The sequence below is a fragment of the Pseudomonas sp. GM49 genome (genome assembly GCF_000282355.1).
In the GTDB taxonomy this organism is placed as follows: domain Bacteria; phylum Pseudomonadota; class Gammaproteobacteria; order Pseudomonadales; family Pseudomonadaceae; genus Aquipseudomonas.
The window spans coordinates 1-5,600 of sequence record NZ_AKJL01000229.1; the positions used below are offsets into that span (position 1 = coordinate 1).

At 63.8% G+C, this 5,600-nt stretch carries 4 protein-coding genes; all 4 read right to left on the reverse strand.

Annotated features, from left to right (window positions below; all coding sequences use genetic code 11):
- Nucleotides 1–72: 72 nt before the first annotated feature.
- Nucleotides 73–762: a response regulator gene (locus tag PMI29_RS09135; protein WP_008000812.1), complete on the reverse strand. Its 690-nt coding sequence runs from the start codon at nucleotides 760–762 to the stop codon at nucleotides 73–75.
- A gap of 48 nt (nucleotides 763–810) precedes the next feature.
- The gene (locus PMI29_RS09130) at nucleotides 811–3,462 is read right to left on the reverse strand and encodes a sensor histidine kinase (RefSeq protein WP_008000813.1); all 2,652 of its coding nucleotides are present in this window, start codon (nucleotides 3,460–3,462) and stop codon (nucleotides 811–813) included.
- 131 nt (nucleotides 3,463–3,593) lie between these two features.
- On the reverse strand, nucleotides 3,594–4,139 hold the full coding sequence (kdpC, locus tag PMI29_RS09125) for a potassium-transporting ATPase subunit KdpC (protein ID WP_033052561.1): 546 nt from the start codon (nucleotides 4,137–4,139) through the stop codon (nucleotides 3,594–3,596).
- Nucleotides 4,140–4,282: 143 nt separating this feature from the next.
- The coding region (kdpB, locus tag PMI29_RS09120) for a potassium-transporting ATPase subunit KdpB (RefSeq protein ID WP_008000815.1) at nucleotides 4,283–5,600 on the reverse strand (1,318 nt) is incomplete at its 5' end.

The following is a 5,600-nucleotide window of genomic DNA, read 5'->3' on the forward strand; positions in this document are numbered from 1 at the left end:
CTGTGGGAGCGGCGGTGCGGCGATCCGACTTGCCCGCGAAAGCGCCAGATCAGTCACCACAAAATTTCAAAACTACTCACTCAACAACCGATACCCCACCCCCGCCTCGGTCACGATGAACCTTGGCTGTGTCGGATCATCCGCCAGTTTCTGGCGCAAGTGCCCGACCACGATGCGCAGGTAATGAGTGTCTTCGGTGTGAGTCGGCCCCCAGATGTCCTTGAGCAATTGCTGCTGGGTGATCACCCGCCCGGGATGCCGCGCCAGTTGCGCCAGCACAGCGTATTCCTTGCGAGTCAGCGCGACTTCGGCACCGTCGAGCAGCACCCGGCGATACGCCAGGTCGACGGTCAACGGACCGAAGGTCAGCGCCGCTTGCTGGACCTCGCCTACGGGCGCCTGGCGCAACAACGCACGAACCCGTGCCAGGAATTCCTGAATGCCGAACGGCTTGGTCACGTAGTCATTGGCGCCGCCATCCAGGGCCTCGACTTTCTGCCCTTCACCGGCGCGCACGGAGAGCACCAGCACCGGCACCGTCGACCACTCGCGAAAATCGCGCAATACCTGTTGGCCGTCCATGTCCGGCAAGCCGAGGTCGAGCACCAGTAAATCCGGTTTGTTCAGTGCGGCTTGTGCCAATCCTTCGCTGCCGGTGCCGGCCTCCAGCACTTTATAGCCCTGGGACGCGAGGCTGATGCGCAGGAATTTGCGGATCTGCGGTTCATCATCGATGACCAAAATGGTTGCGGTCTGGCTCATGAATTCACATCAACACCAAGAAGTGGCAAGAGAGTAGCGCAAGCACAATCAGGCTTCACCTTCGTATCCCGGCTGAGCCTGTAGCGGCAGATGTAAAGAGATGCAGGTGCCACGCCCCTCGATGCCGTCGGCGACGCTGATGCGCCCGCCGTGGGCACCGACCATGCCCTGACAAATCGCCAGCCCCAACCCGGTGCCCTGCCCGCCACGATCACCTCGCGCCGCGGTGTAGAACATGTCGAAAATCTTCGCCCGTTCCGCCTCCGGAATCCCCGGCCCCTCATCGCTGACCGAAAAAAACAGCTCACTGTCATCAGCCCCGGCGCGCAATTGCAAACGCCCGTGGGGCGGCGAGAACCGCGCAGCGTTTTCCAGCACGTTGATCAGTGCCTGTTCTATCAGCGCGGCATGGACGAACAGCAGCGGCAGTTGCGCCGGTACTTCGGTGCTGACCTGCAGCGACGCGAGAACCGCGCGCAAGCGATTGAGCGCACTGCCGACGATGTCCGCCGGCGACACCCAGTCCCGCGCCAGCTTCAAGGCACCATGACCGAGCCGGGTCATGTCGAGCAGGTTTTGAATGTAGCGGTCCAGACGCTCGGCTTCATCGCGGGTGCCTTCGAGCAATTCACGTCGATCCTCCAGCGGGATCGCTTCACCCAGGGCCAGCAGGCTGTCGATACTGCCGCGCATGGACGTCAGTGGTGTGCGCAAATCGTGGGACACCGAAGCCAGCAAGGCACTGCGCAGTTGCTCGGTTTCGCCGTGCAACCGCGCCGCTTCCAGATCATCGGCCAGTTGCGCCCGGGCCAGCGCCTGGGCCAGCGGCTGGCTCAGCGCGGTCAACAAGCGTCGGCGCTGGCCGCTCAGGACCTGGCCTTCCCTGGCGCATACGCCGAGCAACGCCAGCGGGCCGTCCTCCACCGATAACGGCCACCACCACCAGCGGCCGAACGGCAATGTGCCGGTGCCCGCCCCCGCCGGTTGATCGTGCTGCCAGGCCCAGTCGGCGGCGGCGCGTTCGGCTTCGGTGAACTCCAGCGGGCCACCGGTTTCGACTTTCCAGCCGTTTTGCCCGTCGCGATTGAGCAGGCACAGTTGTACATCACTCCAACCGTTGAGGTGCTGGGCAGCCGCGCTGACCACAGCCTGACGGTCGGTGGCGGCGGTGAGTTTGCGTGACAGGTCGAGCAATTCGGTGGTCTCTTCCTGTGTATCGCGCAGTGCCTGCAATTGCCTGCGCTGGCGCGCCGCGAGGTTGCCGGTGAGGGCTGCCATCAGCAGGAAGAACAGCAAGGTCAGCACGTCTTCTTCGCGCTGGATGCTGAAAGAGAACGTCGGTGGAATGAACAGAAAGTCATAGGTCAGAAACGACAGCGCGGCACAGGCCAGTGCAGGCCCGAGGCTGCTGCGCACCGCCACCAGCAAAACGGCGGCAAGGAACACCAGAGAAATATTTGGCAGCGGCAGAACACTCGCCACGGCCCAGGCCAGGGCGCTGGCCAGAACCGTCGCGAACACGGCCAGGGCGTAGTCGAACCAGACCAGCGACTGCATCGACCGCTGATGGGGTTGATGCTGTTGGTGATCGCTATCGAGAACGTTGATTTCCAGTCCGCGAGCATTGCGCAGCAGCCGCGCCGCCAGCCCGCCACCGAACAGACGTCGGCGCAAGCGCGGCCGAGACTGACCGACCAGTACCAGGCTGGCGCGGCGTTCGGCGGCATGCTGGATCAGGGTTTTCGCCACTTCACCGGCCCGTAGCAACACCACCTCGCCCCCCAGCCGTTCAGCCAGTTGCTGGGCACTTTGCAGGCGCAGGCGCGACTGCTCGTCACGCACGCGGCCGTTGTCCACATGCACCAGGCTCCAGGGCAGGTGCCGCCGCTGGGCCACGCGACTGGCATGCCGCACCAGGCGCTCGGCCTGGGCATCGCCGTCGACCCCCACCAGCAAACGCCCGCGCACGGCTGGCGCCGCTTGACCGAGTTGCCGATAGCCCTGGGCCAGATCGTTATCGACCTGAGCCGCCGCGGTTTGCATCGCCAGTTCGCGCAGGGCCGTCAGGTTGGTCTGGGAAAAGAACGCATCGATGGCCGCCCGCGCCTGCTCCGGCACATAGACCTTGCCGTCGCGCAGGCGCTCCAGCAACTCCCGCGGCGGCAAGTCGATCAGCAGCAGTTCGTAGGCTTCCTGCAACACCCAGTCCGGCAGGGTTTCACGGACCTGCACGCCGGTGATGCCACGCACCTGGTCGTTGAGGCTTTCCAGATGCTGAACGTTGACCGTGGTGTACACATCAATGCCGGCGGCGAGCAGCTCCTGAATGTCTTGCCAGCGCTTTTCGTGACGACTGCCCGGTGCGTTGGTGTGCGCCAGCTCGTCGACCAGCACCAGTTTCGGCTTGGCTTTGATCAGACCGTCGAGGTCCATTTCTTCGAGCAACACGCCACGGTATTCCGAACGCACCAACGGCTGCTGCGGCAAACCGCTGAGCAGCGCTTCGGTTTCGGCCCGGCCGTGGGTTTCGACAACGCCGGCGATGACTTTCACCCCTTGGCGCAACTGGGTGTGGGCCGCTTGCAACATGGCGTAGGTCTTGCCGACACCCGGCGCGGCGCCGAGAAATACCTTGAGCCGTCCACGGCCGTCGCGGGGCAGGTTTGCTAACAGCGCGTCGGCGCGGCCGGAGTTGCTCATGCTTGGAGATCTCTTTTTTCGGATGTTTGTGTAGTGCCTGTCAGACCGCTATCGCGAGCAAGCTCGCTCCCACAGTTGGAATGCGTACTCCCGTGGGAGCGGGCTTGCTCGCGAATGGCTCCACCACGGAATTACAGTTTTTCCAGCGCCAGATTCAACTCAAGCACATTCACCACCGGCGGGCCTACCAGTGGCTGCTCGATGTGGGTATCCAGCAGTTGCTGCAGGGTCGTTACCGGCAGGTTGCGCGCCGTCGCGACACGCGCCAGTTGATAGGCAATCGCGGCCGGTGGCAAGTGCGGATCGAGACCGCTGCCGGACGTAGTGAGCAGCGCCAGCGGCACCGGCCCCAGGCCTGGCACCAGAAGTTTAGTGGCATCGTCGATCACCCGTGTGGCCAGGGCCGGGTTGCTGGGCGACAGGTTGCTGGCACTGCTCGACACGGTGGCAAAGGCACCGGCCGAAGGGCGCGGGTGGAACCAGGCGTCACCGACGAAATCCTGGGCGATCAGCGAGGAGCCGCGGACCTTGCCCTCGGCATCGCGCACCAGGCTGCCATTGGCCTGATCCGGGAAAGCCACCTGGGCCACGCCGGTGACCACCAGTGGATAAGCGACGCCGGTGATCAGCGTCATCAGGACCAGCAGGCTCAGGGCCGGGCGTATCAATGTGGACATTTCAAAATCCTCTAATTCACAGGAAAAACCTGTGGGAGCGAGCTTGCTCGCGATGCAATTGAGAGCGCCGCGTACAGTCAGGAAACACGCGTTATCGTTAACCACCATCGCGAGCGAGCTCGCTCCTACAGGGGCGTGTTCAGTCAAACCAAATGCAACGCCGTCAACAGCATGTCGATCGCCTTGATGCCCACGAACGGCACCAGAATCCCGCCCAGGCCGTAGATCAGCAGATTGCGCCGCAGCAACGCCGCCGCACTCGCCGCTTGCACCCGCACACCGCGCAGCGCCAGAGGAATCAGCACGACAATGATCAAGGCGTTGAACACGATCGCCGACAGAATCGCGCTCTGCGGACTGCTCAGGTGCATCACGTTGAGTACGCCCAATTGCGGGTAGATCGCGGCGAACAGCGCCGGCAGAATCGCGAAATACTTGGCCACGTCGTTGGCGATGGAAAAGGTCGTCAGCGCACCTCGGGTGACCAGCAATTCCTTGCCGATCTGCACCACGTCCAGCAGCTTGGTCGGGTCGCTGTCGAGATCGACCATGTTGGCCGCTTCACGTGCCGCTTGCGTGCCGTCGTTCATCGCCATGCCTACATCCGCCTGGGCCAGGGCCGGGGCGTCGTTGGCGCCGTCGCCGCACATGGCGACCAGGCGACCGTCGTTTTGCTCGTGACGAATGCGCGCCAGTTTTTTCTCCGGCGTGGCTTCGGCCAGCACATCGTCCACACCCGCTTCGGCAGCGATGGCGGCGGCGGTCAGCGGGTTGTCGCCGGTGACCATGACGGTGCGGATCCCCAGCTTGCGCAACTCGGCGAAACGCTCGCGGATGCCGGGCTTGACCACGTCCTTGAGGTGGATCGCGCCGAGCAGTTTACCGTCGGCACACACCAGCAACGGGGTACCGCCGCTTTGGGCGATCTTGTCGATTTCACGGGACAACGGTGCTGCCAGATCAGCACGCTTGAGGCCCACGAACGCCAGCAACGAATCCACCGCGCCTTTGCGGTACACGCGCCCTTGATAGTCGACACCGGACAAGCGGGTTTCGGCACTGAATGGCACGGCTGTCAGCAAGTCAGAGGGCGGCTCCGGTTGCGGATGAGTGCCACGCAAGTACTCGACGATCGACTTGCCTTCGGCAGTGTCGTCGGCCAGCGAAGCCAGCAATGCGCCTTCGGCCAGCTCCCTGGCTGTCACGCCTGGCGCGGCATACACTGCCGAGCAACGACGGTTACCGAAGGTGATGGTGCCGGTCTTGTCCAGCAGCAGGACGTGCACGTCTCCCGCCGCTTCCACCGCACGACCGGACTTGGCGATCACGTTCAGGCGCACCAGTCGATCCATCCCGGCGATACCAATGGCCGACAGCAAACCGCCGATGGTGGTCGGAATCAACGTGACCAACAGCGCCACCAGGAACACCAGCGGCAGGCTGCCATTGGCGAAGTGGGCG

Excerpts from the sequence above, each read along its gene's own strand:
- PMI29_RS09135 (WP_008000812.1), bottom strand. The coding sequence starts at position 762 with ATGAGCCAGACCGCAACCATTTTGGTCATCGATGATGAACCGCAGATC.
- PMI29_RS09130 (WP_008000813.1), bottom strand. The coding sequence starts at position 3,462 with ATGAGCAACTCCGGCCGCGCCGACGCGCTGTTAGCAAACCTGCCCCGC.
- kdpC (WP_033052561.1), bottom strand. The coding sequence starts at position 4,139 with ATGTCCACATTGATACGCCCGGCCCTGAGCCTGCTGGTCCTGATGACG.